The organism is Streptomyces tyrfis (assembly GCF_037034285.1).
Taxonomy (GTDB): domain Bacteria; phylum Actinomycetota; class Actinomycetes; order Streptomycetales; family Streptomycetaceae; genus Streptomyces.
The window spans coordinates 1-24,689 of sequence record NZ_JBAGJZ010000004.1 but is presented as its reverse complement, the minus strand read 5'-3'; the positions used below and the strand labels follow the sequence as shown (position 1 = coordinate 24,689).

Here is a 24,689-nt window from a genome sequence, read left to right as displayed (position 1 = left end):
GTCGGGGCCGTGTGCGGCCGGTCGCCGGGATCATTTGCGGCCGGGGGTCCAGTTCATTCCCCACCCGTAGGCGCGGTCGACGGTGCGCTGCGGGCTGACTCCGCGCTGGGGCACGAGGTAGCGGGCCTCGCGCTGCACGGTGAGGTCTCCCCCGTCGTTGGTGAGGAGGGCGAGCGCGCAGACGGTGGACGGGACGGTGCACTCGTCGAGCGAGAACTCGATCGGGGCCCCGTGCTGGGGCTGGAGGGTGACGGTCGCGTGGAGGTCGGCGAAGCTGCGGGCGCCCTCGTAGATGGTGACGAAGATCAGGACGCGGCGGAACCGGTCCTTGTGGTCGAGGTTGACGGTGAGGTTCTCGCCGGTGTCGACGGCGCCGGTGCGGTCGTCGCCGTCGAGGTGGATGTACGGGGCCTGCCGCAGGGCGCCGAACGCGTTCCCGAGCGCCTGCACGACGCCCTTGCGGCCGTCGGTGAGTTCATAGAGGGCGCACAGGTCGAGGTCGAGATCCGCGTGCTGGGCGACGGCCCTGCCGAGTTTGCGCCCCCAGCCCGTGAACTGTTTGCGTACTTCCCAGTTGAGATTCACCCGGAGGACTCCGGAAGTACCGCCTTGTTTGGCCAGGGAGACCGTCGGAGCCTGCTTGGTGAGCGTCACCTTCGACAGACGGACGGGTGTGCTCGGAGCGGCCGGCGCGGGGGCGGTCCGGGCGGCGGGAGAAACGGGCGGCGTTGCCGGCGGGAACGGGGGAACGGGCGGGGGCAGTTGACCGCCCGGCGTTGTCGCCGGGGGGTGCTGAGGCGTTTGGTGCGGCGGAAACGCCGGGGAGTGCTGCGGTTCGTCGACGGAAATTCCGAAGTCCGTCGCCAGCCCTTCGAGACCGGTGTTGTATCCCTGCCCGACGGCGCGGAATTTCCAGAGGCCCTGGCGCCGATAGAGCTCGCCGAGGATGAAGGCGGTCTCGACGGTGGCGTCCGTGCTGTCGAAGCGGGCGATCTCCGCCCCGTCCGCCGCGTCCGTGATCCGCACGTACAGGCCCGTGACCTGCCCGAAGGTGCCGCCGTCCGCGGACGCCGCCAGGACCACGCGCTCGATGGCCGGCTCCACGCGCGTCAGGTCGACGGCGAGACCGTCCGTCACCCGGTCGCCGGTGGCCCGCTTGCCCTCGTGGCGCACCGCGCCGGAGGCGTGGGCGGGCTGGTTGTAAAAGACGAAGTCGGCGTCGTCGCGCACCTTTCCCGATACGAGCAGGAGTGCCGATCCGTCCACGTCCGGTGTGCCCGGAGAGCTGCGCCAGCCCAATTCGACCCGCACGGACCGGGCCGCCACCGGAACATTGGCTCCTCTTAGCATGGTCATGCTCGCCCCCATCGCGAGTCCGGTGCCCGAAGGCCTTATCCCCCGTCAAACCTAATGCCCCGTCCGCCAAGGGTTCCCGCGGAGCCCCGGGAGAGGTCCGGCGATCATCTCGCCGACCCCCCGGAAACTCGCCCCTTTTACACGATCCCTACACGCTTGGCTGCCCCTTTTTGCCAAGTTCGCTCGGATTGAGGAACACGCTTCCCCCACAACACGCAAAACAACCCTCTTGTCGGACTCCCCAACCACCTCATCGTGGGCTTAACTTAGGTGGCATGACGTCCCCCCGCTCCACCTACGGCAGCGGCTACTACGCTGCGTCGTCGTTCCCCGACACTCCGATCTACGACTCCCTGGTCGCGGAGCGGGGCACCCCTCAGATCGCACCGATCCGAGTGCCGGCCGCCTATGACACGGGCAGCACCCATCTGCCGGCCCTCCCGGCGGCGCTGCCCGCCCTCCCGGCGGCCCCCACCCCGCCCGGCCCGGCGTACGGCTACCCGCAGCCGCCCCAGCAGCAGGGGTACACGCCGATGCAGCCCGCACAGCTGCAGAACGCCCCGGCGCCGTACATCCCGCAGCAGCCGGCCGCGCCCCGCGGCGGGTACCAGGCGCCCTACCCGCCGCAACAGCAGCAGCCGCGGCCCGCGCCCGCCACCGGGTACGAGGCGATGCGTCCGGCGTCGCCGCGCCCCGCCCCGGCGCCCGCCCCCTACGAGGACCCGTACAACCGCCCGTACCAGGGCCGGGGGTACTGAGGCCGGGAACACCGAGCGGGAGTCGCGCACGGTCGCGCCGGGGCCGTCGTCGAGCCATGGGGACTCGTCGGCGGCCTCGCCGTTCCCGCACCGGGCGGACCGCGCCCGTCCCGCGCGCCCGATCCTGACAGGCCGTCATCCGGGCCCGGGAGAGGCCGCCGGGGCGCGCCGCGGTGACGTCCGCCCTCTTCCACCGGGCCGGCGGGCAGGGCGTGCCGTACCGGGCCGGGGCGGGTACGGAGCGGACGCGGAAGGGGTGCGGGACGTGCGAGCGGTCGTGGGAGTGTGGCGCTGGCGGCGCAATCCGCTGCGCCGTGCCACCGACCGGCGCGAGGCGTGGCTGGCCCTGACCACGCTGCTCCTCATGGTGGCGGCGGCGCCGGCCGTGGGCTGGGTGTGCGGGACGCTCGCGGACGACGCCCTGCAGGGGACGGCGCGCGCCGAGCGCGCACAACGGCGTCCCACGACGGCGGTCGTGCTGCGCGCCGCACCGGCGGAGCCGGGGTTCGTCACCGATGCCGAGGGACCCTCGGAACACTCCGCGCGGACGACGGTGCTGGCCCGCTGGAGGGCCCCGGACGGCGCGGAGCGCCGGGGCGTGCTGGCCGCGCCGTCCCGTTCCGCCGCCCCGGGCGCCGCGGTGCGGATCTGGACCGACCGCGCGGGCCGCCCCGTGCCGCGCCCGATGGACACGGCCACGGCCCGCGCGCACGCGGCGCTGGCCGGCCTGGGGGCGACGGCGTCGGCCGCCGGGCTGGCCGAGTGCGGGCGCCGCCTGATCGTGCGGCGCATGGTGCGCGGACGGTACGCCCGGATCGACCGCGCCTGGGCCGCGGCCGGTCCGGACTGGGGCAGGACCGGCAGCGGCGCCTGACCGGCGGGCGATCGGGTCAACTCCCGCCCGCCGCGCGCGCTACGGTGGACCGGCCCGCCCTCGTTCCCGGCGCGTGGACCCGGGGTCCGCCGCTGCCCGGGGGCCGGTGGCACGGGCATCACACACGCACGAGGTGGGGACAGAACAGCGCCATGGCACAGGGCACGGTCCAGGTGACGCACACCGGCACGTCGCGGTGGCGGCGCCGCACAGGCGAGTACGCCTCCCTCACCGCGGCGCTGGAGGCCGCGGCGGACGGCGACGTCCTCACGGTCGCGCCGGGCACCTACCGGGAGAATCTCGTCCTGCACCGCGCGGTGACGCTGCGCGGGCCCGAGGGCTCGGTCGGCTCGGTGCGGATCGCGCCGGTGGACGGCGTCCCGCTGACCGTCCGCGCCTCCGCCGTCGTCACCGACGTGCATGTGGAGGGCCAGGACTCGACGGCCCCCGCGCTGCTCGTCGAGGACGGGACCCCGGAGCTCGCGGATCTGCGGATCGTGACGCGTTCGGCGGCCGGGATCGAGGTGCGCGGCGCGGCCCGGCCGACGGTGCGCCGCTGCACGGTCGACAACCCGGCCGGGGCCGGCATCGCCGTACTCGACGGCGCGGGCGGGGTGTTCGAGCAGTGCGAGGTCGTCTCGGCCGGGCAGTCCGGCGTCTCGGTGCGCGACGGCGCGCATCCGCGGCTGGAGCGCTGCCGGATCCACCACGCCTCGGGCGCGGGGCTGAGCGTCACCGGCGAGGGCAGCGCCCTGGAGGCCGTCGGCTGCGAGATCTACGAGATCAAGGGCAGCGGGATCCAGGTGTCCGCGCGCGCGGCGGCCCATCTCACCGACTGCGCGGTGCACCGCACTTCGGCGGACGGGGTCACGCTCGACACCGACGCCGTGCTGACCCTGGCCGACTGCGACATCCACGACGTCCCGGAGAACGCGGTCGACCTGCGGTCGCGCTCGGTCCTCACGCTGACCCGTTCCACGGTGCGCCGCTTCGGCCGCAACGGGCTCTCGGTCTGGGACCCGGGCACCCGCGTCGACGCCAACCAGTGCGAGATCCACGACAGCACGGGGGACTACCCCGCGGTCTGGGTGAGCGACGGGGCGACGGTGATACTGGACTCCAGCCGGGTGCACGACGTGCCCGACGCCCTCTTCGTGCTCGACCGGGGATCGCGCGCCGACGTGGTCGACAGCGATCTCTCCCAGATCCGCAACACCGCGGTGTCGGTGAGCGACGGGGCGACCGCCCAGCTCGACGACTGCCGCATCCGCGAGACGTCCACCGGCGCCTGGTTCCGCGACCACGGCAGCGGCGGCACGCTGAACAACTGCACCATAGACGCCGCGCAGACCGGGGTGATCGTCACCAAGGGCGCCGACCCGACGATCGAGCGCTGCACGGTCACCTCGCCCACCGAGGCCGGTTTCTACGTCTCCGCCGAGGGGCGCGGCACCTTCCACGGCTGCCGGGTCACCGGCAGCGAGGGCTACGGCTTCCATGTGATGGACGGGTGCCGCACGACGCTGACCCGGTGCCGCGCCGAGCGGTGCGCGCGCGGCGCCTACGAGTTCGCCGAGGGCGGCGACGGCCAGGGGGCGGGGCCCGTCGTGGAGGACTGCACCAGTGACGAGAGCGCGCTGCGCTCCCCCGTCTCCGCGGCGCCCGCAGTGCTGACCGCCGTCCAGCCCTCGTCCACCGGGCTGCTCGGGGCGGTTCCCGGGCCGAGGACCACGGAGCCGGCGCCGGCCGGGACGCCCGCGGCCCGCCCGGCGCGGGGTTCGGACGAGGTCCTCGGCGAGCTGGACGCGCTGGTGGGCCTGGACAGCGTCAAGCGGGAGGTGCGCGCCCTCACCGACATGATCGAGGTGGGCCGTCGGCGTCAGGAGGCGGGTCTCAAGGCCGCCTCGGTCCGGCGCCACCTCGTCTTCACCGGCTCCCCCGGCACCGGCAAGACCACCGTGGCCCGGCTGTACGGCGAGATCCTCGCCTCGCTCGGGGTGCTGGAGCGCGGGCATCTGGTGGAGGTGTCCCGCGTCGACCTGGTCGGCGAGCACATCGGGTCGACCGCCATCCGCACCCAGGAGGCGTTCGACCGGGCGCGCGGCGGGGTGCTGTTCGTCGACGAGGCGTACGCCCTGTCCCCCGAGGACTCCGGGCGCGACTTCGGCCGGGAGGCGATCGACACACTGGTGAAGCTGATGGAGGATCACCGGGACGCGGTGGTCGTGATCGTCGCCGGGTACACCCACGAGATGGAGCGGTTCCTGACCATCAACCCCGGTGTCGCATCCCGTTTCTCACGGACCATCACCTTCAGCGACTACGAGCCCGCCGAGCTGCTCCGGATCGTCGGGCAGCAGGCCGACGAGCACGAGTACAGCCTGGCCCCCGGGACCGATGAGGCGCTGCTGAAGTACTTCGCCGAGCTGCCCAAGGGCCCGGCCTTCGGCAACGGCCGCACCGCGCGCCAGACGTTCGAGTCGATGGTGGAGCGGCACGCGGGCCGGGTCGCCCAGCTCTCCGCGCCGAGCACGGACGACCTCAGCCTGCTCTACCCGGAGGACCTGCCGGAACTCCCCTGAGACCGAGGGGACTTCGGCGTCCGCTCCGCCCCGGTCTGGCGGGGCACGACCGGGGCGAGCCGGTCCAGCAGCGCGGTCCGTTCCTCGGCGAAGACCGGGTCGGCCTGATAGTCCCCGTGCCCGAGAACGGGTTCGGGCAGCGGGTGTTCGGGGGTCCGGCCGTAGACCAGGGGGTCCTTCAGCGGTCCCCGGTCCACCTCGGGCCCCGGTCCCGCGTCGAGCCGGACCCGTCCGCCGATCGGGTCGGTGGCCCGCCAGAGGTTGCGCCAGCAGTGCACGGAACGGTGGAGGTCGTGCAGGGGGCTGGGGCCGAAGTAGGCCGGGAACCATCGCCCGTACAGGCGCTCGATCGGTGAGCCGTAGGTGAGCAGGGCGACCCTGCTCCGGGTCCGCTCGGGCAGCTGCCACACCGCCGATGCGGCGAGGACGCTGCCCTGGGAGTGGCCGGAGATGACGAGCCGGCCGCGGGTGAGCGCGGTCCAGCCGCACACGCGCGACGTCAGGTCGGGGACGGCGCGCTCGGCGTAGCAGGGCGGCGCGAAGGGGTGCGCGGCGCGGGGCCAGAACGTGCCGACGTCCCAGAGGATGCCGATCGTGCGCCGGGCGGAGGGGTCGCGGTAGGCGCGCCGCCCCCAGGTGACGAACAGCACGAAGCCGAGCCCGATCAGCCACGAGCCGGTGGACTGGGCCGCCTCGGCCACGGCCTCGGCGAACGGGCCGCTGCCCTTCAGCGCCACGCCGGGCACCTCGCCGCTGATCCAGGCTCCGCCGACCGCGGCCGCGCCCAGCAGCAGCGTGGCCCCGGCGACCGGGCCGACGATCCAGGGGGCGGAGTCGGTGAGGGCCGCCGCGGCCCGGATCCGGGCGATCTGCCGCGTCCGGGCGGGGTCGGGCCGCTCCTGGCGGTACTCCCGGTCGATCTCGGGTTCCAGGGCCCGGGCGGTGTGCCAGGTGCGGACGAGGAGCAGCAGGCCGGGGAGCAGCAGCAGCGCGAGCAGCACCGGGATGACCGCGGCCTGCCAGCTGAGCAGCACGGGCGGCCCGGGAATGTCGGCGCCGGCCGTGCCCGGGGTGCCGGGGCCGTCGAGCCAGTCCGCGACGCGCTGGGCGACCCCGCCGGTCATGACGCCGCCGAGGGCGCACGCGAGCATGGCCACCACCGGTCCGCCCAGCCCGTACAGGACCGTGCGGGGTTCGGGCGTCCGGCGGTAGAGGCCGAGGGAGACCGCGGCGAGGAGGAGGACGAGCAGCACCTGGGCGAGGGTGAGGAGGCCGAAGGCCAGGTGACCGGGCAGGGCCCCGGCCGACACCCAGCCGGGGCGCGACCAGGCGGCGTAGCAGACGGCGAGGACGAGCAGGGTCAGGGCGGCGCCCGGCAGATACGTGACGAGGGCGCGGTCGAGCCGGTTGTCGAGGCGCCGTTCGCTGCGGCCGCGCCGGCAGACGACCCAGAGGACCACCAGCGCGCCCGCGGCCAGGGCCGCCTCGATCAGCCGGCCGTAGACGCCGGGCACGTCCCCGTTGGCGGCGTTGTCGTGGCGGGCCGCGGCGCCCGCGACCGCCGCCGCGACGGTGAGGAACCCGGCGGCCGTGTGGGCGGCGCGGAGCCGGGCGACCAGCCGGCGGCCGTACCAGAAGCCGGGCCGGCCGAGGGCGGGGCGGCTTCCGGCGGTGGCGGGACCGCCCGGACCGGTCCCGGTCTCCGGATCGGCGTCGTCCGTTCCGGGGCCGGTCAGCGGGCGCTGGGACTCGTAGGCGCTCCAGGTGCGGTTGGACAGGAACCAGAGCAGGGCGACCAGGGCGGTGGGCACCAGCGAGGCGACGGCCAGCCGTCGTCCCGGCTGGGACCACCAGCCGCCCTGCGCGGTCGACAGGAAGCCGAGCCAGGAGTGCCCGTCCGAGCAGTCGGGCACGCCCGCGCACTGCCAGGCCGTCAGGTCGAGCGCGACCTCGCAGGCCGCCGCGGTCAGCAGGACCGTGAGGCTGAGCGCGACGAGCCGGACGAGGACGCCGTACAGGCGCACCGCCCGGGTGCGGGCCCGGGCGGTGGGGCGCATCCAGTGGGCGAGGTTGACGACCATGAACGGGAGCAGCAGCAGCCACAGGGCGCGGGAGCCGTTGCCGGAGGTGAGGTTGGACCAGCAATAGGCCTCTTCGATGGGCCGGTCGCGGTACCGTTCCGGGTGCTGTTCGGCGTCGGTGTCCCCGGGGCGCCGGTAGACGGCCGCGGTCGTGTCGCCGGTGATCCGGACGACGCGCGGGTCGTCGAGCATCTCCTGGGGCGTCGCGCCGCCCACGCCGTGGACCAGCAGCTCCAGCGCGGGCCCCGGTGATGTGGGGGCCGGGATGGCAGGTGGCACTGGGGTGACTCGCTCTCTGCTTCGTGGGGGGAGTGCTGATGGGTGGTCAGCAGGATGGCGGCGGAGCGGTTCCGCGGGCGCCACTCTCACGGAATCTCCCCACCCGGGCGGGCGGCGACACCGCGTGGCAGGATGATCCCCGTTCCAGGGCGAACGGGGAATGGCGGCCAGCGGGAAGGACCGGACCGGCGTTGAGCGAGAATCAGAATCTGCTCGCGGAGCAGCGGCGTGCCCTGATCCTCGACGAGGTGCGCCGGCGGGGCGGGGTCCGGGTGAACGAGCTGACCCGCAGGCTGAACGTCTCCGACATGACGGTGCGCCGGGATCTGGACGCCCTGGCCCGCCGGGGCGTGATCGAGAAGGTGCACGGCGGCGCCGTTCCGGTGGTGGAGGCGAGTGCGCACGAGCCGGGGTTCGAGGTCAAGTCGGCGCTGGAGCCGACGGCCAAGGAGGACATCGCGCGGGTGGCCGCGTCGCTGGTGGCGCCCGGCAGCGCCGTCGCGCTCTCCGGCGGCACCACGACGTACGCGCTGGCCCAGCGTCTGGTGGACGTTCCCGATCTGACGGTGGTGACCAACTCGGTGCGGGTCGCGGACGTGTTCCACTCCGCCGCGCAGCGCGCGCACCCGATGGGCGGGGCGTCTTCCGGGGCGGCCACGGTGGTGCTCACCGGCGGGGTGCGCACGCCGTCCGACTCGCTGGTCGGCCCGGTCGCCGACCGGGCGATCGCCTCGCTCCACTTCGACGTGCTGTTCCTCGGGGTGCACGGGATCTCGGTGGAGGCCGGTCTCTCGACGCCGAATCTGGCCGAGGCCGAGACCAACCGCCGTATGGTGCGCTCCGCGCGGCGGGTGGTGGTGGTCGCGGACCACACCAAGTGGGGCACGGTGGGCCTGAGTTCGTTCGCCGGGCTGGAGCAGGTGGACACCTTCGTCACGGACGCGGGCCTGTCGCCGGCCGCCCGCGAGGAGATCGAGGAGCATCTGCCGGGCCTGCTGGTGGCGGGCCGGGGCGCGGTCGACGACTGACCGGCCCCGGACGGCGTCCGGCCGGCCCCGGCCCGAGGGCGGCGGCTTCCGCCCCGGTCGCGGCTCCCGCCCGGCCCGCAGTGCCGGTCCGACACGTCAATCCGGTCCGGCGCGTCCCTCCCGGCCCGGCGCGTCGCTTCCGTCCGGCGCGCGGCGGACGGGGCGGGATCGGCGGATGGGGCACGATCGGTGGATGGCCGTCTTCCGGATCGAGCGCTCCACCCCTCTGCCGGCAGCCGAGTCCTGGCGCCGGGTGACGGACTGGGAGCGGCATGCCGCACGGGTCCCGCTGACCGGGATCACCGTGCCGACGCGGTCGCCGGACGGGGCGGGGACGGTGTTCGTGGCGCGCACCGGGGTGGGCCCGCTGGGGTTCGACGATCCGATGGAAGTGGTGCGGTGGGTGCCGCCGGTCGCCGGGCGCGCGGGGCTGTGCCTGCTGGAGAAGCGCGGTTCGCCGGTGCGGGGCCGGGCGTCGATCGAGGTGTTTCCGCTGGAGGCGGGTTCCCGGGTGGTGTGGGTGGAGGAGCTCCGCGTGCGCGGGGCCCCGCGCCGGGCCGATCCGCTGATCGCCGCGGTGGGCCGCCGGGTCTTCGGCCGGGTGCTGGACGGCCTGCTGGAGGATCCGTGACGCCCGGTCCGATGCCGCGGCCGCCGGCGGCGTGCGCGAGCCGAGCGGGGGTGGTGCGGAGGGGGCCGGTGCCGCCGTTCGGAGTCGTCCGCCGGGCCGTGGGCGCGGATCCGGTGGAAGACTCGGGCGGGTGAGCGATTCCTCGGACGGCGTACGGCCGCTCTGTCTGGTGACCGGTGCCTCCGGGTACATCGGCGGCCGGCTGGTGCCCGCGTTGCTCGACGCCGGCCACCGGGTGCGGGCGTTGGCGCGGACGCCCCGCAAACTGCGCGACCACCCGTGGGCGGACCGGGTGGAGGTGGTGGCGGGCGACGTCCGCGACGCCGCCTCGGTGCGGGACGCGATGCGGGACGTGGACGTGGCCTACTACCTGGTGCACGCGCTCGGCTCCGGGCCGGGCTTCGAGGAGCGGGACCGCGAGGCGGCCCGGATCTTCGGGGAGCGGGCGCGGGCGGCGGGGGTCGGCCGGATCGTGTATCTGGGCGGGCTCACCCCGGCCGGGGTGCCGGAGCGGGCGCTGTCGCCGCATCTGCGGTCGCGGGCCGAGGTGGGGCGTGTGCTGCTCGGTTCGGGCGTGCCGACGGCCGTGCTGCGGGCCGCCGTCGTCATCGGGTCGGGCTCGGCCTCGTTCGAGATCCTGCGCCATCTCACGGAGCGGCTGCCGGTGATGGTCACCCCGAGCTGGGTGCGCACCTCGATCCAGCCGATCGCGGTGCGGGACGTGATCCGGTACCTCGTCGGCTGCGCCGGGCTGCCGCCCGAGGTGAACCGCACGTTCGACATCGGGGGGCCGGACGTCCTGACGTACCGGGACATGATGCGGCGGTACGCCGAGGTCGCCGGGCTCCCGCACCGGCTGGTGCTGCCCGTCCCGGTGCTCACGCCGGGGCTCTCGGGCCTGTGGATCGGGCTGGTGACCCCGGTGCCTCCGTCGATCGCCCGGCCGCTGGCGGAGTCGCTGCGCCATGAGGTGGTCTGCCACGAGCACGACATCGCCCGCTACGTGCCCGACCCGCCCGGCGGCGTCATCGGCTTCGACCAGGCGCTGCGGCTGGCGCTCCAGCGGGTCAAGGAGGCCCGGGTCGACACCCGCTGGTCCTCGGCGTCGTCGCCCGGTGCGCCGAGTGATCCGCTGCCCACGGACCCTGACTGGTCGGGCGGCACGCTCTACCGCGACGAGCGGGAGATGACGGTGCCGGTGGCGCCGGACGCGCTCTGGCGGGTGATCGAGGGCATCGGCGGCGAGAACGGCTGGTACTCGTTCCCGCTGGCCTGGGCCGTCCGGGGCCGGCTCGACCGGATCGTCGGCGGTGTCGGGCTGCGGCGCGGACGGCGGGACCGGCAGCGGCTGCGGGTGGGCGACTCGCTGGACTTCTGGCGTGTGGAGGAGATCGTGCCGGGCGAGCTGCTGCGGCTGCGGGCGGAGATGCGGCTGCCCGGTCCGGCCTGGCTCGAACTGTCGGTGGCCCGTGACGGGCGGGGGCGGACGGTCTACCGGCAGCGCGCGCTGTTCCATCCGCGCGGGCTGCTCGGACACCTCTACTGGTGGAGCGTGTGGCCGTTCCACGCGGTGGTGTTCGGCGGCATGGCCCGCAACATCGCCACCGCCGCCGCGCGCCCGCTCCCGTGCCGCTCCAAACCCTGAATCCACTCCGGTCCCTGAATCCGCTGCGGGCGAAGACATCTGACGGAGCGCCAGATATGGTGTGCGCCGTTCCCGTCCGCCGCCGACCGCACGGAGGTGCGCCCGTGTCACGCCGACTCCGTTCCGTGGGAATCGACTTCGTCGAGTCCGCTCCCCTGCGCCTGGTGTTCGCCGCCGAGATGTCCGCGCCGCCCGGGGACGTCTACCGTGCTCTCGCCGACGACGTGGCGGGCTGGCCGCAGTGGTTCCGCGCGGTCACGGCGGCCCGGCCGACGGCGGGGGGCGCGGGGCGCGAGGTCCGGCTCCGGGGCGGCGCGGTCCTGCGCGAGACGGTCATCGCGGCGGAGCCCGGCGAGCGGTACGCCTACCGGGTCGACGAGGCCGGCGCCCCGGGCGTGCGGTCCCTGGTGGAGGAGTGGCGGCTGACTCCGGCCGGGACCGGGACGCGGGTGCGCTGGACGTTCGCCGCGGACGGTTCCGGGCCCTTCCGGTTCGCCCTGCGGCTGGGCCGCTCCGGGATGGGCCGGGCGTTCCGGGACGCGGTGCGCGGTCTCGACGGGCGGCTGGCCGGGCCCGCGGCCTGAGACCGGCCGGGCCCGGCGCCCCGCTCCTTACGGGCTACCCGGCCCATTCGCCGCCGCTCAGGAAGGAGTCGACGGTCTCCGCGTACGGGGCGATGTCCAGCCCCTGCCCGGCGAGCCATTCGTCGGAGTAGTACTTGTCGAGATAGCGGTCGCCGGGGTCGCAGATCAGGGTGACGACGCTGCCGGTGGCGCCCTCCGCGACCATCTCGGCGACCAGCTTGAACGCGCTCCACAGTCCGGTGCCGGTGGAGCCGCCCGCCTTGCGGCCGATGGCCTTCTCCAGGGCTCGCACGGCGGCGACGCTTGCCGCGTCCGGCACCTTCATCATCCGGTCGATCGCCCCGGGCACGAAGCTCGGCTCCATCCGGGGCCTGCCGATCCCCTCGATCCGGGAGCCGCAGTCGCTGGTGGCCTGGGGGTCGTGCCGGGTCCAGCCGTCGAAGAAACAGGAGTTCTCCGGGTCGGGCACGCAGATCCGGGTGTCGTACTGCATGTAGTGCACGTAGCGGGCGATGGTCGCCGAGGTGCCGCCCGTGCCGGCGGTGGCGACGATCCACGTCGGCTCCGGATAGCGTTCCAGCCTCAGCTGCTGGTAGATCGACTCGGCGATGTTGTTGTTGCCGCGCCAGTCGGTGGCCCGTTCGGCGTAGGTGAACTGGTCCATGTAATGGCCGCCGGTTTCGGCGGCGAGCGTGGCGGACTCCTCGTACATCTTGCGGGAGTCGTCCACGAAGTGGCAGCGGCCGCCGTGGAATTCGATCAGCCGGCACTTCTCCGGGCTGGTGGTGCGGGGCATCACTGCGATGAACGGCACCCCGATCAGCTTGGCGAAGTACGCCTCCGAGACGGCCGTGGAACCGCTGGACGCCTCGATCACGGGCTTGCCGGGCCGGATCCAGCCGTTGCAGAGCCCGTAGAGGAAGAGCGAGCGGGCCAGCCGGTGCTTGAGGCTGCCGGTGGGGTGCGTCGACTCGTCCTTGAGGTAGAGGTCGATGCCCCAGCTCTCCGGGAGCGGGAAGCGCAGCAGGTGGGTGTCGGCGGAGCGGTTGGCGTCCGCCTGGACCTTGCGCACGGCCTCCTTGAGCCAGGCCCGGTATCCGGGGTCCGAACGGTCGATGTCGGCGGTCGTCGCGGCCGGGCCGTCGTGTCCTCGCTGAACCGTGTCCATGGCGCGCTCCTTCTCGTGTCACCGGACGCCTCACCGCCCACGATATTCCCCCCACCTGCATAAACGTTTCCTTTGATCAGCCATAGCCCTGGCTTGGCGTGGACGCGCGGCGGGGGCGCACCCGTGCGCCGGAACGCGACCTGGCGCGATGCTCCCGGCTTGTGCAGACTGCCCTTCAGGAATGTCACGAAGGGGGCGAAGCAGCCATGCAGGAGGCGGAGTTCAGCGCGACGGGGGTGCGCATCGAGCGGTGGGCCCGGTCGCTCACCAGGGCCGGGCAGGTGGTCGTCAAGGACGGCAGGCTGGCGCTGCTGACCAGCTACGGCCGGGAGATCGACAGCGCCCCGGTGGGAGCGGTGAGCGCGGGCAGGCCGTGGTTCGCCGGGACCGGCGCGGCCGTGGCCCGGCTCAACGGGACGCGCTACCGGCTGACGATGGGACAGCGCAACCACGGCCCGGACCGTTCGGGCCCGGCCCGCAGGTTCCTGGAGACGCTGCACAGCGCGGGCGGCCGGATGATCTGACGCGGGCCGGTCCGAGGGCGGGCCGGTCCGAGGCGAGCGGCGCCGTCGGCACTCCGCGAGTTGCGGGCCCGTGTCCCCTGGGCGACATTGGTCACACGTCACTCATGGTTCACCGGCGGTGACACTGCGGTCTTCTCCGCCGGTCAGGGATCAGCAGCCGGCCGTCTGCTGCATCCGTTCCTCCGTCTTCTTCCGGACCTATTTCGGGGAGTCGCAGCCGTGATCAGCGAGCCAAGCAGGCACTGCACGGTGGAGCTCCAGGCCCTGCCGTCGCGGATCGGTCAGGTCCGCAGAATCATTTCGGCGCAGCTCCGCTACTGGCATCTCGATCCCTTGATCGACCATGCGGCGCTGGGCGTCACCGAACTCCTGACCAACGTCCACCGGCATGCCCAGCCGGACAAGTCGTGCACCGTCGAGGTCGAGCTGCTGCTCGAACGGCTGATGGTGTCGGTCCACGACCACGACCCCCGGCTGCCGACGGTGCGCGCGGCCGGCGCGTCCAGCACGTCGGGGCGCGGACTCGCGCTGATCGCCGCCGTCAGCGAGAGCTGGGGCGTCCGCCCCAGCGGCGGGGCCGGGAAGGTCGTCTGGTTCACGCTTCCGGCGCCCCCGCGGTTCGCCGTGCGCACGCACGGCCCGGTGTACGGGGCGACCACGGACGGGCCGTTCGAGCCGGACGCCCTCATGTACCCGGCGGGCCCGGGCCCCTCCTTCGTGCGGTCGGCGCTGATCGGGTAGCGACCCGGACACGGCGTACGACTTGACCGCGTGCCGCGTCCCGCGCGCCGCCGCGACGACGGGCGGGGCCCGCCCCGCCGCGGCGCACACGGCTCACCACGCAGGTCGCACACAGCTCGCTGGATTCTGTACCTACCAGTATGTACATTCTCCGCATGAGCACTTCGGACCGGCTGATCGAGGCCACGCGGGAACTCCTGTGGGAGCGCGGCTACGTGGGCACCAGCCCGAGCGCCGTCCAGCGGCGCGCGGGCGCGGGCCAGGGCAGCATGTACCACCACTTCGCGGGCAAGCCCGATCTGGCGCTGGCGGCGATCCGCCGCACGGCGGAGCGGATGCGGGAGACGGCCGGAAGCCTGCTGGACGGTCCGGGCACGGCCTACGAGCGGATCTCGGCATACCTGCTGCGGGAGCGCGACGTGCTGCGCGGCTGCCCGGTCGGCCGGCTGACGATGGATCCAGAGGTCGTCGCCAGTGAGGCGTTGCGCGCGCCGGTCGACGAGACGCTGGGCTGGCTGCGCGCCCGGCTCGCCGGGATCGTCCGGGAGGGGGTGGACCGGGGCGAGTTCGCGCCCGCCCTGGATCCCGAGGACGTGGCGGCGGCGGTCGTCGCGACCGTGCAGGGCGGCTATGTGCTGGCCCGCGCCTCCGGTTCGACGGATGCCTTCGACGCGGGCGTCCGCGGGCTGCTCTCCCTGCTCGCGCCCCGCGACCCGGAGCGGGAGCGGTCCGGAAGGGGACCGCAGTGGTAGCGGCCGTGCGCACGGTGCTCGGAGACGTCCCGGCCGCGGAATTGGGGATCTGCGACGCCCATGACCACCTCTTCCTGCGCAGTCCGCTCCTTCCGGGGCGGGAACTGGACGACGCCGGGCCGGCTGCGGAGCGGCTGCGCGCCTTCGGCGCGCTGGGCGGCCGGACGGTGGTGCAGTGGACTCCGTACGGGATGGGCCGCCGGGCCGGGGATCTGGCGGCGCTGGCCCGTTCGACGGGCACGCATGTGGTGGCGGCGACCGGCCTGCATCAGGCGGCCCACTACTCCGGGGAGGCGCTCGGCCGGCTCCGCGGCCGCCTCGCGGAACTCTTCGTCGCGGAGCTGACCGAGGGCATCGGCGGCACGGGCGTGCGCGCGGGTCTGATCAAGGTCGCCGGGGCGTTCCACGGCCTCGACGCCCACGCCCGGTCCACGATGACGGCCGCGGCCGAGGCCCAGCATCGCACGGGCGCGCCGATCGCCGTGCACCTGGAGCTGGGCACGGCGGCACTCGACGTGCTGGATCTGCTGTGCGGGGAGGCGGGGGTCGCCCCGCACAAGGTGATCCTCGGTCACCTGGGCCGGGCGCCGGACGAGGTGGTGCAGCGCGAGGCGGCCCGGGCGGGAGCGTTCCTGGCGTTCGACGGCCCGTCACGGGCCCATCATGCGACGGACTGGCGGCTGCCCGGGCAACTGGCCGCGCTCGCCGAAGCCGGTTTCGGCGGGCAGCTGCTCCTGGGCGGCGACACGACGGTGCCCGGGACCCCGGGCATGCCGTATCTGCTGCGCCGCCTGCGCCCCCGGCTGGAACTGGCTCTGGGCGACGAGACGGTGGAGGAGATCCTGGTGGGCAACCCGGCCCGGGCGCTCGCCTGGCACGCGCCCGCCGGGCCGTCGACGGCCTGAGGCCGGGCGTGGTCCCGGGCCTGGCGTGGTCTGGGACCGGGCACGGCGGGCGGCCGACCGGCCTCAGGCCAGCGCGGCCAGCGGGTCGTCGAGCACGGGCTGCCAGGCGAGTTCCGCCGCGCCCACCAGGCTGTTGTAATCCAGGGTGCAGGGCAGGATCGGGACGCTGCCGCTGCGCCCCCACAGGCTGCGGTCGGCCACCACCGCGCGCAGCCGTTCCGGGTCGGCGTCGAGCAGGGCGCGGTGCAGTCCGCCGAGGATGATGCGGTCCGGGTTGAGGATGTTGACGAGGCCGGCGAGCCCGAGACCGAGCCGGTCGATCAGCTCCTCTGCCGCCCCCCGCACCGCCGGGTCGTCGTACTCCGTGCGCAGCAGATCCCCGGCCTGCTTGAGGAGTGACTCCTCCGGGCCCGGTTCGCGGCGGGCCGAGAGCAGAAAGGCCAGCGGATCGGTCTCGACGTCCAGACAGCCGCGGCCGCCGCAGTGGCACGGGCGGCCGGCGGGGTTCACCGTGACATGCCCGACCTCCAGCGCGAGACCCGAACTCCCCGTGTGCAGACGGCCGTCGAGGACGAGCGCGCCGCCCACGCCGCGGTGCCCGGTGGCCACGCAGAGCAGGTGCCGGGCGCCGCGTCCGGCCCCGTGCCGGTGTTCGGCGAGCGCGGCGAGGTTGACGTCGTTCCCGCTGAACACGGGCCCCGAGATGCCCGCCGCCCGCACCTGGGCGGTGAAGATCTCGCGCACCGGGGCACCCGCGGGCCAGGCGATGTGCAGCGGATTGAGGGCGGTGCCCTCGGGTTCGGCGACGGCCGACGGAACGGCGAGCCCCGCTCCGACGCAGCGTCGTCCGCTGTCCCGCAGCAGGCGGGCGCAGTCGTCGACCACCTCGCCGATGACCTGCGCCGGGTCCGCCGTGACGGTGACGCATCCGGGGGCGGTGGCGACGATCCGCCCGCCGAGCCCGACGAGCGCGGCCCGGTACCCGTCGGCGTGCACCTGTGCGGCGACGGCGACCGGTCCGGACTCCCGGATGGCCAGCCGGTGCGAGGGGCGGCCCTGGGATCCGGCGGCGGATCCCGGCCGGGAGTCGACCTGGATCAGGCCGAGGGCCTCCAGTTCCGAGGCGACCGCGCCGGCCGTCGCGCGGGTGACGCCGAGTTCGGAGGTGAGGACGGCGCGGGTGGGCGCGCGGCCGGTGTGGACCAGTTCCAGCGCGGGGCCGAGCGCACCGCGGCCCCTCTCCAGCTTCGTCCGGGGTGTGGTCACCTTGCCGTTCATGGGGGCGAGTCTCCCATGGTCCGGGCGTGCCGCCGACGCCGCCGGTGAGGCACCGCGCATACCCTGCGGCCGCGCCCGGCCCGCTCCCCTTCACACCGGCTCCCCCCACCGCGGTGGAACCACGGGCCCGCCACGGCCGCTGACGCTCCCGTCGGCACCGGCACCGGCACCGGCACCGGCAGAATCGAAGCCATCGAGACCACCGGCCGCATCGAGGCCCTCGCCGTCGAAGGGCTCCTGCTGTCGAGCGCCGCCCGCGCGGCGGGAACCACGGCGGCGGTGCCGACCTGCCCGGGCCCGCAGGCGCGTGGCCTGCTCCGGCACACCGGCGTGGTGACCACGATTCACCGGGTGGACGCGGAATCGGCTCGCGGCGGAGAACTGCCGGCGGCGGACCGCGCGGCGGACGGCGTCGACGAACCGCTGGACCGCTTCCGCTTCTCCGAGCGGAGCAAGGTGCGCTCGGCGGTGCCACGTCGTCTACGGCTGCGCGCGACGGACACCGGCGCCCGCTGGACGGTACGGCTGTCGGCCGGGCCGCCGCAGCTCCCGCGCGCCGAGCCCTCGTCCGAAGTGCCGGATGCCGACCGCGAGTCGAGCGGGACGGCGGAGCAGCTCCATCTGACGCCGTGGAACCGGCTGCCGTTCACGGCGCTCGCCGTGACGGGGGACCCGGAGCCGGCCCGGATCTGGCGCGAGAACTCCGGGATCGCCTGGTCCTGACGGCGTACCGGGCCGCGGAGACCGTCGGGGCGGCAGGCCCTGCGCCCGTCGACTCGCCGCGCCCCACGCCCCCACGCCCTCCCACGCTCCCGAGATCGGTCACCGGTCCGGTCGCGGCCGGGGTCAAAGATCCCCCACGGGGCCGGGCACGAACAAGCCCAACCGACAGGCGGTCGCCCACGTCGGCCGCCCGCGGAGGGTGCCGATCCGTGCGTTCGCCCGCGATGCGGCGGCCGGTCCGCGGACCGGCGACGGGCCGGGCCGATCGGCCGGCACGGGCGGGCCGTCATGCCGCACGGCCCCGGCACAAGGGGGCGAGCGCGGCGCGCCGGGCCCGGAACAGCTCGCGATGCCCACCCGGTGCGTCGGCGCGCCCCGCTCGTACCGGAACCGCGATCAACGGCGGGTCGAGGGCGGGCGGTCGCCGCGCGGCCCGAGCAGGCCCACCGTGCGCGCCAGTTCGGCGACGGCCGCCCGGAAGAAGTCGTCCCTCGCCTCGACCACGCGGTTGAACTGGCCGAAGACCTCGAAGGAGATCAGCCCGAACAACTGCGACCACGCGGCGATCAGCGGCGCGACGGCGCCCGGCGGCAGCTCGGGGGCGAGCTGGGCGGTGAGCCGCTCGGCCTCGGCACGCAGTTCGTCGGTGAGCGGCGGGACGGCGAGGCCGTCCTCGCGACAGGCGTCGCCGACGAGGGAGATCAGGACGAGGCCGACGCGGGCCGCCGGACCGATCGTCAGCTGCGGCGCGGTGTAGCCGGGCACGGGCGAGCCGTAGATCAGCGCGTACTCGTGCGGGTGGGCCAGGGCCCAGTCGCGTACGGCACAGGCGACGGCGGTCCAGCGCGCGAGATGGGGGGCGGCTTCGGCACGGGCGGCCCGGTGGGCGGCCTCGGCGCACTCCCCGAGGGCGTCGTACGCGTCGATGATCAGCGCCGTGAGCAGATCGTCGCGGCTCGGGAAGTAGCGGTAGAGCGCGGAGGACGCCATGCCCAGCTTCCTGGCGACGGCGCGCAGCGAGAGCTTGGCCGCGCCCTCGGCGGCGAGTTGCCTCTTCGCCTCCTCCTTGATGGCGGCGGTGACCTCGACGCGGGCCCGTTCCCTGGCTCCTCGGACAGTGCTCATGGCCTCAGTCTGCCACGGAAGGAGAGCACCGACCAACATTGAGAGCACTGCTCTTGCTTCTGAGCAGCGATCCGTGCACACTGATCTCAAGCGAGAGCACCGCTCTCACAAAGGTAATGGGGAGTCACCGTGTCGCAGCCGTACTACCTTCGGGGCAGCCGTCTCAACAACCGGATGAACGGCGTCGTCGGCTGGCTGGCCCGGCGCGGCATCAGCCTCGGCGGCTCCGCGGAGCTGTCGGTGCGGGGGCGCAAAAGCGGGCAGATGCAGCGCATCCCCGTGAACCCCCACACCTATGAGGGGGCGCAGTACCTGGTCTCCGCGCGGGGTCACTCGCAGTGGGTGCGCAACATGCGGGCCGCCGGCAGCGGCGAGCTGCGGGTGGGCCGCAGGGTCCGCGCCTTCTCCGCCGTGGAGATCGCGGACGACGCGCAGAAGGCGGCGGTCGTCCGCGCCTATCTGCAGCGGTGGGGCTGGCAGGTCGACCAGTTCTTCCGGGGCGTCACGGCAAAGTCCACGGACGCCGAACTCCTGGCCGCCTGCCCCGACCACCCCGTCTTCCGGATCACCGTCGAGAGCTGACCGTGCGGCCTCCCCGCTCCCCGTCGGTCCCGGGCACCGGGATCCGCCCCCGGCCTCCGCACGCCGGGGCGGCGCCCCCGTCCGCGGTCGGGACGCGACCCCGGGGCGTGGAACGCGGGGCGTGGAACGCGGGGGACGGGCCCGTCCGACCGGCCTACCGGTCCGTCGCCTATCGGTCCATCATCGACAGCGCGCGCTGCGCCAGCGGGTGCGTCCGGACGAGCTCGGCCAGCGAGGTCGTTCCCCTGGTGATCCCGGCGAACGCGTTCCAGGCCGGGCGGAAACCCGTCAGCACCGCGTGCAGCAGGCCCGGTCGGCGCTCGAACATCTTCAGCATGCGGCGGCCGACGCCCATCTCGACGCCCAGTCCCGCCTTGATGGCGAAGGCGTAGTTGAGCGCCTGGCGCCGCGCGTCCACCGCGTCGTGCGACTCCGCGATCCGCACCGCCCACTCGCCCGCGAGCCGCCCCGAGCGCAGCGCGAAGGAGATGCCCTCGCGGGTCCACGGCTCCAGCAGCCCCGCCGCGTCGCCGCACACCAGCACCCGGCCGCGCGACAGCGGCGAGTCGTCGCTGCGACAGCGCGTCAGGTGCCCGGAGGAGATCTTCGGCTCGAAGCCGGCGAGCCCGAGCCGGGCGACGAAGTCCTCCAGATACCGCTTGGTCCCCGCGCCGTCTCCGCGCGCCGAGATCACACCGACGGTGAGGGTGTCGCCCTTGGGGAACACCCAGCCGTAACTCCCGGGCAGGGGGCCCCAGTCGATGAGCACCCGCCCCGCCCAGTCCTCCGCGACCGTCTCCGGGACCGGGATCTCCGCCTCCAGGCCGAGGTCCACCTGGTCCAGCTTCACCCCTACATGGGCTCCTATGCGTCCCGCGCTGCCGTCGGCGCCCACGACCGCACGGGCCAGGACGGTCTCACCGCCGGAGAGCACCACGGCGACGGTGCGCCGGTCCGGCACCGCGGGGCCGTGCTGCTCGACCCGCGTCACGGCGACACCGGTACGGAGTTCGGCGCCCGCCTTCTGCGCCTCCTCCACCAGCCTGGAGTCGAACTCGGGGCGGTTGACGAGCCCGAACAGCATCCGCTTGGAGCGGCGGGTCCGCGCCAGCCTGCCGTTGAGCGAGAACGTGACCGCGTGGACCCGGTCGCGCAGCGGCAGTTCGAATCCGGGCGGCAGCGAGTCCCGCGAGAATCCGATGATCCCGCCGCCGCACGTCTTGTAGCGCGGCAGTTCGGCCCTCTCCAGGAGCAGGACCCGTCGGCCCGCGACCGCCGCCGCGTACGCCGCGGAAGCTCCGGCCGGTCCACCACCGACTACGACGACGTCCCAGACGGTCGACTCTTCGCGCTCATGCCCGGCGTCTGCGTTCTCGCTGCTCACGATGTGCTTCTGCTCCCGATCCCACCAATGGCCCATGCTGCTCACGGCATCCTACGGCTCGCCCGTCCCGGCCCCCTCTGTGGGAGGATCGACCGTGCGTTCGCTCCGCGCGCACACCGCGTCCCCGGTGCGCGTGCGCCCGGATTCGTACCCATAACGTCGCACCCACGAGGAGCGTGCCCATGACCGCCCGTCCGATCGCCGAGACCATCGCCTCGCTGATGCCCCGTGCCAAGGCGGAGCTGACCGAGCTGGTGGCCTTCCAGTCGGTGGCGGACCCCGCGCAGTTCCCGAGGAGCGAGTGCGAGGCCGCCGCGAACTGGGTCGCCGACGCACTGCGCGCCGAGGACTTCCAGGACGTCGCCCTGCTCGACACCCCCGACGGAACGCAGTCGGTGTACGGCTTCCTGCCGGGGCCGGCCGGCGCCCCGACCGTACTCCTCTACGCGCACTACGACGTGCAGCCGCCGCTCGACGAGTCCGCCTGGCTCTCCCCGCCGTTCGAGCTGACCGAGCGGGACGGCCGCTGGTTCGGCCGCGGCGCGGCCGACTGCAAGGGCGGCCTCGTCATGCACCTCCTCGCGCTGCGCGCCCTCAAGGCCCACGGCGGCGTGCCCGTCTCGGTCAAGGTGATCGCGGAGGGCTCCGAGGAGCAGGGCACCGGCGGCCTGGAACGGTACGCCGAGGCGCACCCCGGACTGCTCGCCGCCGACACGATCGTCATCGGCGACACCGGCAACTTCCGCGTCGGACTGCCGACGGTCACCGCCACCCTGCGCGGCATGACGATGCTGCGGGTCACCCTCGACACCCTCGAAGGGAACCTGCACTCCGGGCAGTTCGGCGGCGCCGCCCCGGACGCGCTGGCGGCGATGATCCAGCTGCTGGCGTCGCTGCGCGCCGAGGACGGCAGCACCACCGTCGACGGGCTCACCGCGGACACGGAGTGGGACGGACTCCAGTACCCGGAGGCAGAGTTCCGCAAGGACGCGAAGGTCCTCGACGGCGTCGGGCTGATCGGCACGGGCACGGTCGCCGACCGGATCTGGGCCCGGCCCGCCGTCACCGTCATCGGCATCGACTGCCCGCCGGTGGTCGGCGCCACCCCCTCGCTCCAGGCGAGCGCCCGCGCCCAGATCAGCCTGCGGGTGCCGCCGGGGCAGGACGCCGCCGAGGCGACCGAGCTGCTGACCGCGCACCTCCAGGCGCACACTCCGTGGGGAGCCAGGGTGTCGGTGGAGCAGGTCGGCCAGGGCCAGCCGTTCCGGGCGGACACCTCCAGCCCCGCGTACACGTCGATGGCCCGGGCCATGGAGGCCGCGTACCCGGGCGAGTCGATGCAGACGTCCGGGATGGGCGGCTCGATCCCGCTCTGCAACACCCTCGCCGCCCTCTACCCGGACGCCGAGATCCTGCTCATCGGGCTGAGCGAACCGGAGGCGCAGATCCACGCGGTGAACGAGAGCGTGTCGCCCGAGGAGCTGGAGCGCCTGTCGCTGACCGAGGCCCTGTTCCTGCGCAACTACGCGGAGTCCAAGCAGAACTGACCCCACATCAGGGGAGGCTGCGGCCCCGCCGGCTTTCGGGCCCCGGGGCCGCTTTCCCGCGGCCGCGTGCCGCGGGGCCGCTCCCTCGGGGCCGCGCCGTGCGCGCCTCAGCCGACCGGGACCCCGGCCTCCAGGTTGAACACGGTGGACCGCTCGCGGGCGCGCAGCGCCCACCGCAGTCTCGCGTACCGGTTCGGCGGCAGCATGGTGGCGGCCTCCTCCTCGGTGACGAACCGCCAGCCGCGCAGCTCCGCGTCCGGCAGCGACAGCCGTCGCGCCTCCGCGCCGGGCAGCAGTCCGCCGTCGAAGAGCATCCTGAGCCCCCCGTAGCCGGGCGGTTCGGGCGCCTCCCAGTCGACCACCAGGAGCCTGGGCACCCGGTCGAGGCGGATCCCTATCTCCTCGGCCACCTCGCGGATCCCGGCCCGGGCCGGGGCCTCGCCGGCCTCGACCACCCCGCCGGGGAACTCCCAGCCCGGCTTGTACGTCGGGTCGACGAGCAGCACCCGGTCGTGCTCGTCGAAGAGCAGCACGCCGGCGGCGACGGTCTCGGCGGTCGGGGCGGGCGTCTGCACGATCTCGCAGGCGGTGGCCGCTCCGGTGCGCACCGCCTCGGCTATCCGCTCGGCCGTCTCGTAGGGGGTGAGCGCACTGGTGTCGATGGTGTGGGCGTCCTGGGTGAGCCAGTCGAGCGCCGCCCGGTAGGGGCCGATGTGCTCGTAGGCCCATTGGCGGATCCGCTCGCTGTGTTCGGGGTCGTCGGGGACCTCCGCCCGGCCGGAGATGCGTTCGCGCAGGATCGTTTCCTCGGGTGCGAGCAGCACATGGCGCACCGGAATGCGCCGGGAGGCGAGTCCGCCGAAGATCTCGTCGCGGTACTCCTGCCGCAGCAGCGTCATCGGCACCACCAGCACGCCGGACACCTCGGCCAGCAGGGCCGCGGCGGTGTCCACCACCAACCGCCGCCAGATCGGCAGGTCCTGGAAGTCCGTGACCTCGTCGAGCTTCTTCTGGGGCAGCAGGTACCGCAGCCCCGCGCCGATCAGCTCGGGATCGTAGAAGGTGCTGTTCGGAATCAGCTCGACCAGCTCGCGCGCGGCGCTCGTCTTCCCCGCACCGAACGCACCGTTGATCCAGACGATCACGGTTCCCCCTCCTCCGTAGCCCCCTGTGGCTTGCCCGCAACACCCTGCCGCGAAAACCCGGCTGTGGCGATGCTGTTACCCGAAAGGAACCGCCGGATGCGCGCCGGACCGGCTCCCGGTGCGCGGGCCGGTCCGCGTACCGTCGCGGCCGGTCGGGCCGCTCTTGCGTGACGGTATGTCAAAACACCTCCGGAGCAGGGAAACCGGCCACCGGGAGCCGCTTCCCCGCCGGGCTCGGGGGGTCGGCGCCGGACCCCGGCTTCCATCGCCCGCCGAGCGTACGGCGCATTTCATTCACTTCATTGTCACAAATCCATCACCAAGGGAAGGTGTGGCTCCTGCGCACGTTCCCGCGCCGATACGTTCATGTCTCCACGAACCACACCTGGGGGGACAGATGTCTCAGAACCACCAGCCGCCCTGGGGGCAGCCGCCCTCGCCGTCCGGCGGCTTCCGGTCCGGGCCCGCCGCTGTCCCCGCCGCCCGTCCGAAGTGGACGCGGAAGCGGGTCCTGCTGCCGTCCGCCGCCGTGCTGTTCCTCACCGGCGTGGGGATCGGCGGGACGACGGGGCCCGCCCGGGCGGAGAAGCCGTCCCCCGCGTCCGCCTCGCACGCCGCGCCGTCGGCGACCGTCACCGCCACGGCCACGGTGACCGCGACCCCGTCGGCGCCGACGCCGGAGCCGGCGCCGACGGTCACGGTGACCAGGACCGTCGAGGTGACCGTCACGCCCCGGACCGGGGACGGGGGCGCGTCCGATCGGTCCGGCTCGGGTTCGGGATCCGGCTCGGGCGGGGGCGGTGGCGGGGGCGGCTCGGTGTACTACGCCAACTGCGCCGCCGCCCGCGCGGCCGGCGCCGCGCCCGTGCGCGCCGGGGACCCCGGCTACGGCCGCCACCTCGACCGGGACGGCGACGGCGTCGGCTGCGAGTAGCGGCGTCGGCCGCCGGTGGACGTCCCCGCCCGCGCCCGGGGCCCGCCCCCGGGCCCCGCGGGG

Annotated in this window: 23 protein-coding genes; 15 read left to right on the top strand and 8 right to left on the bottom strand. The window is 74.4% G+C overall.

Annotated features, from left to right (window positions below; translation table 11 throughout):
• Positions 1-30 precede the first annotated feature (30 nt).
• Positions 31-1,368 carry a TerD family protein gene (locus WA762_RS04425; RefSeq protein WP_335933059.1) on the bottom strand — a complete coding sequence of 446 codons (1,338 nt, stop codon included), beginning with the start codon at positions 1,366-1,368 and terminating at the stop codon, positions 31-33.
• A gap of 263 nt (positions 1,369-1,631) precedes the next feature.
• Here WA762_RS04425 and WA762_RS04420 point away from each other — a divergent pair, with 263 nt between their 5' ends.
• The 3 genes from WA762_RS04420 to WA762_RS04410 all read left to right on the top strand — a co-directional run bounded on the left by WA762_RS04420 (position 1,632) and on the right by WA762_RS04410 (position 5,570).
• On the top strand, positions 1,632-2,114 hold the full coding sequence (locus WA762_RS04420; protein ID WP_335933058.1) for a DUF6643 family protein: 483 nt from the start codon (positions 1,632-1,634) through the stop codon (positions 2,112-2,114).
• Between the two features lie 265 nt (positions 2,115-2,379).
• Positions 2,380-2,988 carry an Rv1733c family protein gene (locus tag WA762_RS04415; RefSeq protein WP_335933057.1) on the top strand — a complete coding sequence of 203 codons (609 nt, stop codon included), beginning with the start codon at positions 2,380-2,382 and terminating at the stop codon, positions 2,986-2,988.
• Positions 2,989-3,140: 152 nt separating this feature from the next.
• A complete protein-coding gene (locus WA762_RS04410) occupies positions 3,141-5,570 on the top strand; it encodes a right-handed parallel beta-helix repeat-containing protein (protein ID WP_335933056.1) in 2,430 nt (809 codons plus the stop codon).
• Here the strand turns inward: WA762_RS04410 and WA762_RS04405 are convergent.
• The gene (locus tag WA762_RS04405; protein ID WP_443080509.1) at positions 5,540-7,930 is read right to left on the bottom strand and encodes a hypothetical protein; all 2,391 of its coding nucleotides are present in this window, start codon (positions 7,928-7,930) and stop codon (positions 5,540-5,542) included. The genes WA762_RS04410 and WA762_RS04405 overlap by 31 nt on opposite strands.
• A 191-nt stretch (positions 7,931-8,121) precedes the next feature.
• Here WA762_RS04405 and WA762_RS04400 point away from each other — a divergent pair, with 191 nt between their 5' ends.
• From WA762_RS04400 to WA762_RS04385, 4 genes are all read left to right on the top strand, one after another.
• Positions 8,122-8,958 carry a DeoR/GlpR family DNA-binding transcription regulator gene (locus WA762_RS04400; RefSeq protein WP_335933055.1) on the top strand — a complete coding sequence of 279 codons (837 nt, stop codon included), beginning with the start codon at positions 8,122-8,124 and terminating at the stop codon, positions 8,956-8,958.
• A gap of 193 nt (positions 8,959-9,151) precedes the next feature.
• Positions 9,152-9,589, top strand: a complete 438-nt coding sequence (locus WA762_RS04395; protein ID WP_335933054.1) for an SRPBCC family protein — start codon at positions 9,152-9,154, stop codon at positions 9,587-9,589.
• A 130-nt stretch (positions 9,590-9,719) separates the two neighbouring features.
• A complete protein-coding gene (locus tag WA762_RS04390) occupies positions 9,720-11,234 on the top strand; it encodes an SDR family oxidoreductase (protein WP_335933052.1) in 1,515 nt (504 codons plus the stop codon).
• Positions 11,235-11,338: 104 nt separating this feature from the next.
• On the top strand, positions 11,339-11,818 hold the full coding sequence (locus WA762_RS04385; protein WP_335933051.1) for an SRPBCC family protein: 480 nt from the start codon (positions 11,339-11,341) through the stop codon (positions 11,816-11,818).
• Between the two features lie 34 nt (positions 11,819-11,852).
• Here the strand turns inward: WA762_RS04385 and cds1 are convergent, their stop codons facing one another.
• On the bottom strand, positions 11,853-12,986 hold the full coding sequence (gene cds1 / locus WA762_RS04380; RefSeq protein WP_335933049.1) for an L-cysteine desulfhydrase Cds1: 1,134 nt from the start codon (positions 12,984-12,986) through the stop codon (positions 11,853-11,855).
• A gap of 206 nt (positions 12,987-13,192) precedes the next feature.
• Here cds1 and WA762_RS04375 point away from each other — a divergent pair, with 206 nt between their 5' ends.
• From WA762_RS04375 to WA762_RS04360, 4 genes are all read left to right on the top strand, one after another.
• Positions 13,193-13,510, top strand: coding sequence for a hypothetical protein (locus tag WA762_RS04375; RefSeq protein ID WP_335933048.1), 318 nt, complete (start codon positions 13,193-13,195; stop codon positions 13,508-13,510).
• A gap of 219 nt (positions 13,511-13,729) precedes the next feature.
• Positions 13,730-14,251, top strand: a complete 522-nt coding sequence (locus WA762_RS04370) for an ATP-binding protein (RefSeq protein WP_335933047.1) — start codon at positions 13,730-13,732, stop codon at positions 14,249-14,251.
• A gap of 155 nt (positions 14,252-14,406) precedes the next feature.
• Positions 14,407-15,003 (top strand): TetR/AcrR family transcriptional regulator, encoded by a 597-nt coding sequence (locus WA762_RS04365; protein ID WP_335933045.1) that lies wholly within the window; start codon positions 14,407-14,409, stop codon positions 15,001-15,003.
• Positions 14,997-15,908 carry a phosphotriesterase family protein gene (locus WA762_RS04360; protein ID WP_335933044.1) on the top strand — a complete coding sequence of 304 codons (912 nt, stop codon included), beginning with the start codon at positions 14,997-14,999 and terminating at the stop codon, positions 15,906-15,908. Before WA762_RS04365 ends, WA762_RS04360 begins: the two co-directional genes overlap by 7 nt.
• Before the next feature lie 63 nt (positions 15,909-15,971).
• Here WA762_RS04360 and WA762_RS04355 read toward each other — a convergent pair whose 3' ends face one another.
• Positions 15,972-17,186, bottom strand: coding sequence for an ROK family protein (locus tag WA762_RS04355; RefSeq protein WP_335933043.1), 1,215 nt, complete (start codon positions 17,184-17,186; stop codon positions 15,972-15,974).
• 192 nt (positions 17,187-17,378) lie between these two features.
• Here WA762_RS04355 and WA762_RS04350 point away from each other — a divergent pair, with 192 nt between their 5' ends.
• Entirely contained in the window at positions 17,379-17,909 is a 531-nt protein-coding gene (locus tag WA762_RS04350; protein ID WP_335933307.1) for a hypothetical protein, read from the top strand.
• Positions 17,910-18,305: 396 nt separating this feature from the next.
• On the opposite strand, the gene WA762_RS04345 is transcribed toward WA762_RS04350, so the two are convergent.
• Complete coding sequence (locus WA762_RS04345) at positions 18,306-19,034, bottom strand: TetR/AcrR family transcriptional regulator (protein WP_335933041.1); 729 nt, start codon at positions 19,032-19,034, stop codon at positions 18,306-18,308.
• Between the two features lie 174 nt (positions 19,035-19,208).
• Between WA762_RS04345 and WA762_RS04340 the strand changes: the two genes are divergently transcribed.
• Positions 19,209-19,616, top strand: coding sequence for a nitroreductase family deazaflavin-dependent oxidoreductase (locus WA762_RS04340; protein ID WP_335933305.1), 408 nt, complete (start codon positions 19,209-19,211; stop codon positions 19,614-19,616).
• 169 nt (positions 19,617-19,785) lie between these two features.
• Here WA762_RS04340 and WA762_RS04335 read toward each other — a convergent pair whose 3' ends face one another.
• Entirely contained in the window at positions 19,786-21,000 is a 1,215-nt protein-coding gene (locus tag WA762_RS04335; protein WP_335933039.1) for a geranylgeranyl reductase family protein, read from the bottom strand.
• Between the two features lie 182 nt (positions 21,001-21,182).
• Between WA762_RS04335 and WA762_RS04330 the strand changes: the two genes are divergently transcribed.
• A complete protein-coding gene (locus WA762_RS04330) occupies positions 21,183-22,547 on the top strand; it encodes a dipeptidase (protein WP_335933038.1) in 1,365 nt (454 codons plus the stop codon).
• A gap of 107 nt (positions 22,548-22,654) precedes the next feature.
• Here the strand turns inward: WA762_RS04330 and WA762_RS04325 are convergent, their stop codons facing one another.
• A complete protein-coding gene (locus WA762_RS04325) occupies positions 22,655-23,692 on the bottom strand; it encodes an NUDIX domain-containing protein (protein WP_335933037.1) in 1,038 nt (345 codons plus the stop codon).
• Between the two features lie 402 nt (positions 23,693-24,094).
• Complete coding sequence (locus WA762_RS04320) at positions 24,095-24,421, bottom strand: hypothetical protein (RefSeq protein ID WP_335933036.1); 327 nt, start codon at positions 24,419-24,421, stop codon at positions 24,095-24,097.
• On the opposite strand from WA762_RS04320, the gene WA762_RS04315 reads away from it, so the two are divergent.
• Entirely contained in the window at positions 24,411-24,626 is a 216-nt protein-coding gene (locus WA762_RS04315) for an excalibur calcium-binding domain-containing protein (protein WP_335933035.1), read from the top strand. The two genes, WA762_RS04320 and WA762_RS04315, sit on opposite strands and share 11 nt — an antisense overlap.
• The last annotated feature ends 63 nt before the right edge of the window (positions 24,627-24,689 follow it).

Bases quoted from the DNA above. Each gene is read 5' to 3' on its own strand.
- WA762_RS04330 (WP_335933038.1), top strand. From the start codon at position 21,183: ATGACCGCCCGTCCGATCGCCGAGACCATCGCCTCGCTGATGCCCCGT.
- cds1 (WP_335933049.1), bottom strand. From the start codon at position 12,986: ATGGACACGGTTCAGCGAGGACACGACGGCCCGGCCGCGACGACCGCC.
- WA762_RS04410 (WP_335933056.1), top strand. From the start codon at position 3,141: ATGGCACAGGGCACGGTCCAGGTGACGCACACCGGCACGTCGCGGTGG.
- WA762_RS04355 (WP_335933043.1), bottom strand. From the start codon at position 17,186: ATGAACGGCAAGGTGACCACACCCCGGACGAAGCTGGAGAGGGGCCGC.
- WA762_RS04345 (WP_335933041.1), bottom strand. From the start codon at position 19,034: ATGAGCACTGTCCGAGGAGCCAGGGAACGGGCCCGCGTCGAGGTCACC.
- WA762_RS04375 (WP_335933048.1), top strand. From the start codon at position 13,193: ATGCAGGAGGCGGAGTTCAGCGCGACGGGGGTGCGCATCGAGCGGTGG.
- WA762_RS04340 (WP_335933305.1), top strand. From the start codon at position 19,209: ATGAACGGCGTCGTCGGCTGGCTGGCCCGGCGCGGCATCAGCCTCGGC.
- WA762_RS04425 (WP_335933059.1), bottom strand. From the start codon at position 1,368: ATGGGGGCGAGCATGACCATGCTAAGAGGAGCCAATGTTCCGGTGGCG.
- WA762_RS04395 (WP_335933054.1), top strand. From the start codon at position 9,152: ATGGCCGTCTTCCGGATCGAGCGCTCCACCCCTCTGCCGGCAGCCGAG.
- WA762_RS04420 (WP_335933058.1), top strand. From the start codon at position 1,632: ATGACGTCCCCCCGCTCCACCTACGGCAGCGGCTACTACGCTGCGTCG.
- WA762_RS04365 (WP_335933045.1), top strand. From the start codon at position 14,407: ATGAGCACTTCGGACCGGCTGATCGAGGCCACGCGGGAACTCCTGTGG.